Source organism: Mycobacterium sp., from assembly GCF_049683935.1.
GTDB lineage: Bacteria > Actinomycetota > Actinomycetes > Mycobacteriales > Mycobacteriaceae > Mycobacterium.
The window spans coordinates 1-3,882 of sequence record NZ_JBAUJR010000078.1 but is presented as its reverse complement, the minus strand read 5'-3'; the positions used below and the strand labels follow the sequence as shown (position 1 = coordinate 3,882).

General features: G+C 68.7%; 5 protein-coding genes. 1 reads left to right on the top strand and 4 read right to left on the bottom strand.

From position 1 onward, the window contains the following. Positions 1 to 297: DUF7157 domain-containing protein (locus tag WA965_RS04380; protein WP_526447140.1), on the top strand; the 297-nt coding region annotated here is incomplete at its 5' end. Between the two features lie 40 nt (positions 298 to 337). On the opposite strand, the gene WA965_RS04375 is transcribed toward WA965_RS04380, so the two are convergent. The 4 genes from WA965_RS04375 to WA965_RS04360 all read right to left on the bottom strand — a co-directional run. Beyond that, positions 338 to 1,303, bottom strand: coding sequence for a 2-hydroxyacid dehydrogenase (locus WA965_RS04375; protein WP_526299602.1), 966 nt, complete (start codon positions 1,301 to 1,303; stop codon positions 338 to 340). A 1-nt stretch (position 1,304) separates the two neighbouring features. Next, on the bottom strand, positions 1,305 to 2,648 hold the full coding sequence (locus WA965_RS04370; RefSeq protein ID WP_526299600.1) for an enolase C-terminal domain-like protein: 1,344 nt from the start codon (positions 2,646 to 2,648) through the stop codon (positions 1,305 to 1,307). 25 nt (positions 2,649 to 2,673) lie between these two features. Further along, a complete protein-coding gene (locus WA965_RS04365; protein ID WP_526299598.1) occupies positions 2,674 to 3,471 on the bottom strand; it encodes an IclR family transcriptional regulator in 798 nt (265 codons plus the stop codon). A 10-nt stretch (positions 3,472 to 3,481) separates the two neighbouring features. Further along, positions 3,482 to 3,882: TSUP family transporter (locus WA965_RS04360; RefSeq protein WP_526447138.1), on the bottom strand; the 401-nt coding region annotated here is incomplete at its 5' end.

Here is a 3,882-nt window from a genome sequence, read left to right as displayed (position 1 = left end):
GCGCCGAGAATCGACCCGCCCGCAGCCCCGGTGGCACCGCCGCCGGTGTACCAGGAACCGATCGCCCCGCCGCCCGCCTACATTCCGCCCGCCCCGGCTTACGTCCCGCCCGTGCCACCGCCGAACTATCTGCCGCCGGCCCCGGCGCCTGCACCCGCGTATGTGCCTCCGGTGCTACCGCCGCCCGCTCAGGTCCCCAACACGGTGCCGCAGTATCAGGAACCCCGGTTGCGTGATCGGATCATCGAGCGGATCCCGATCATCAACCGCTTCCACGAGCCGAACCCCTACGGCTGAGCGCCCCAGCGCCCGCGCACCCATCGCGTTCCGGCGGACGTCAGGGGGCGACGAGATTGCGCAGCGGTTCGCCGCGCTGCAGACGTGAGATGTTGGCCGCGACTTCGTCGACGCGCCCGGTGAACGTGTCGCTGGTGACTCCCGACGAGTGCGGGGTCATCAGCACGTTCGGTAGCTGCGCGAACGGCAGATCGCTTGGCGCGCAGACGCCGCCGCCCGTCGGGTAGTGGTACCAAACGTCGATGGCCGCTCCCTTGATCACCCCGTTCGCCAAAGCGTCGTACAGCGCCTGCTCCTGGACCAGGGGCCCGCGACCGACGTTGATCAGCACACCCTCGGGGCCGAGTTCTCTGAGCTGCGACGCGCCGATCATGCCCTCGGTGTGACTGTTCAGCGGCGCCGACACCACGGCCACATCACATTCACGCAGCAGCCGGTCCAGGTCCGAGGTGTCACCGGCCCACCGCAGGCCGGTGTCGCCGGAGACCTGGCCGGATCCTGTCACCGCTGCGGCGGTACATCCGAAGGTGCGCAGCAGATTCCAGCTGCGCAGCCCGATCTGGCCGAAGCCGACGAAGCCGATGTGCGCATCACCGAACAGCGGCGGCTGTGGAATGCCACTGTCGTAGACCGGTGACGCCCAGACGTTGTCGCGGAGCAAGCGGTCTTGCATCAGGAATCCGCGGCGCAGCATCACCGCCGATGCGACGACGTATTCGGCGATCGACCGCCCGTGATGGAACGTGTTCGCCACCAGCACATCCGGTGGCAGCGAACCGAAATCGATCTTGTCGGTTCCGGCGCCGGCGACGTGGATGAGCCGCAGCTTCTCGGCGGTGCGTGCCATCTCGGCGTCGAACCTGCTGCCGACGAACACCTCGGCGTCGCGCAGATCCGCGGTGGGCACGCCGCCGATGCGCCAGCGGATGTCCGCACCGGCAGGCACGATCGCCTCGAACCGTTCGCGGTGGGGCACCACATTGGAGTCGGCGACGACGATCAGCATCTCAACCTCGTTGCAGGGCAGGCCGTTTACTGTCGAACGTCCAACCCGGAATCAGGTACTGCATGGCCACGGCGTCGTCACGACCGCCCAATCCTTCGCTATGGTACAGGTCGTTTGCCGCGGCGACGGCGGCTTCGTCGAGCGCCACGCCGAGGCCGGGCGCATCGGGCACGGTGAGGTAGCCGTCGACTATCTGATAGGGCGCCGTGGTGATCTGCTGGCCGTCCTGCCAGATCCAGTGGGTGTCGATGGCGGTGATGTCGCCGGGCGCCGCCGCCGCCACGTGGGTGAACATCGCCAGCGAGACGTCGAAGTGGTTGTTGGAGTGCGACCCCCACGTCAGGCCCCAGGCGTCGCAGAGCTGGGCGACGCGCACGGAACCGGCCATCGTCCAGAAATGCGGGTCGGCCAACGGGATGTCCACCGCGCCGCAGCGGATCGCGTGCCCCATCTCCCGCCAGTCGGTGGCGATCATGTTCGTCGCCGTCGGCAGTCCGGTGGCGCGTTTGAACTCCGCCATCACCTCTCGCCCGGAGAACCCGCCCTCGGGTCCGACCGGATCCTCGGCATAGGCCAGGACGTCGCGTAGCTCGCGGCAGGTCGTGATGGCATCGGACAAGAGCCAGCCGCCGTTGGGATCCAACGTGATCCGGGCGTCCGGGAAGCGGTCGGCCAGCGCGATGACGGCCTTCGCCTCGTCGGCTGCGGGCAGCACTCCGCCTTTGAGTTTGAAATCGCGGAAGCCGTAGCGGTCGCGGGCCGCTTCGGCGAGGCGAACCACCGCCTCGGGTGTCAGTGCCTCCTCGTGGCGTACCCGCAGCCACTCGTCGGCCCCGGCTTCCTCGTCGGCGGGGGACTGATAGGCGAGGTCGGTCTTGGTGCGGTCGCCGACGAAGAACAGGTAGCCGAGGGCCTGCACCCGCGAACGCTGGCGGCCGTCGCCGAGCAGTGCCGCCACCGGCACCTCGAGATGCTGGCCGAGCAGATCCAGAAGCGCGGATTCCACTGCGGTGACGGCATGTACGGCGATCCGCAGATCGAAGGTCTGGGCACCGCGGCCGCCGGCGTCGCGGCCGGCGAACTCGCGGCGCATGTCGGCCAGCATGGCGTGGTAGTCACCGATTCCGCGGCCGGTGAGCAGCGCGCGGGCGTCCTCCAGGGTGCGCCGGATCGGCTCGCCACCGGGGACCTCGCCGACCCCGGCGTTGCCGGCGGAGTCGTGGATGATCACCAGGTTCCGGGTGAAGAACGGGCCGTGGGCGCCGGACAGGTTCAGCAGCATGCTGTCACGGCCGGCGATCGGCACGACGGTGACGTCGGTGACGACGGGGGTTCTCGAGCTCATGGCTTTCCTCCGGTTCTGCTGGTGGTCACGACGCGAACCATCTGTCGCCATCGGCCAGGGGACGGACCACGCGAGACACTTTGTCTCCCATGGCTCGTAGCGCGTCGACGATGGCGCGTTCGCGCTCGGGTGTGAGTCGGTCGACAGGAACAGAGGCGCTGATCGCGTCCTGGACCGGCCTGCAGTAGCGCAGCGGCACCGCGAAACACCGCAACCCGATGGTGTTCTCCTCGTCGTCGGTGGCGTAGCCCCGCACCCGGACGTCGTCGAGCGCGTGGTCGAGTGCGTCGCGATCGGTGATCGTTTTGGGCGTCAGGCTTTTCAGCGCGGCCGGGACGTGCTCGTCGCGGTCGATCCCGAAGCGCTCGGCCAGCAGCGCCTTGCCCAGCGAGGTGGCGTATGCGGGGAGCCTGCGGCCGACTCGATTCGAGCTGCGCACATACTGTTTGGACTCGCGGGTCGCCAGGTACACGATGTCGGTGCCGTCGAGTCGGCCGAGATGGAACGTCTCGTCGAGTTCGGTGCGCAGGTCTTCGAGGAACGGTGTGATCAGCGGCAGATACGGGTCGCTGTCGAGATAGCTGGTACCGACCAGCAGAGCGCGGATACCGATGCCGTAGAGGGTGCCGGAGTTGTCCGACCGCACCCAACCCTGACACACCAGGGTGCGCAACAACGCGTGGGCGCTGCTGCGCGGCATCCCGAGCGCGTCGCTGATCTCCCGCAACCTCGCCGGATCGTCGTGGCGGGCGGCCAGGTATTCGAGCAGTTCGACCGTGCGAACCGCCGACTTGACCTTGCGCACCGAGACGTCTTCGGTCACCGTCCGCTCCTCACATCGCCAGCAGTTCGCGGCCGATGAGCATGATCGCCCCCGCCGCGGAGACCGTGATGGCGAGCCAGCGCAGCCGAGTCGGGTTCAGATGCCTGTTCAGCAGGTGTGAGAGCAGGTAGCCCACAATGGCCGCGGGGAACAGGACCGCGAACCCCCAGAGCGTGTGCCTGGTGACGGCGCCGGTCGCTGCCAGCGCGGCCAGCGACAGCAGCGAACCGATCAGGAAGAAGCCGCTCATCGTGCCGCGCAACTCCGCTCCGCTGTTGCGTTGCCACACCAGCGCCATCGGCGGACCGCCGATCGCCGTCGCCGTGCCCAGCAGTCCCGACGCCGCCCCGGCCAGCACGACGTTGCGTCGCCGCGCGGCGGGAATCCAGCCACTGCTGGTCAGCACCACCC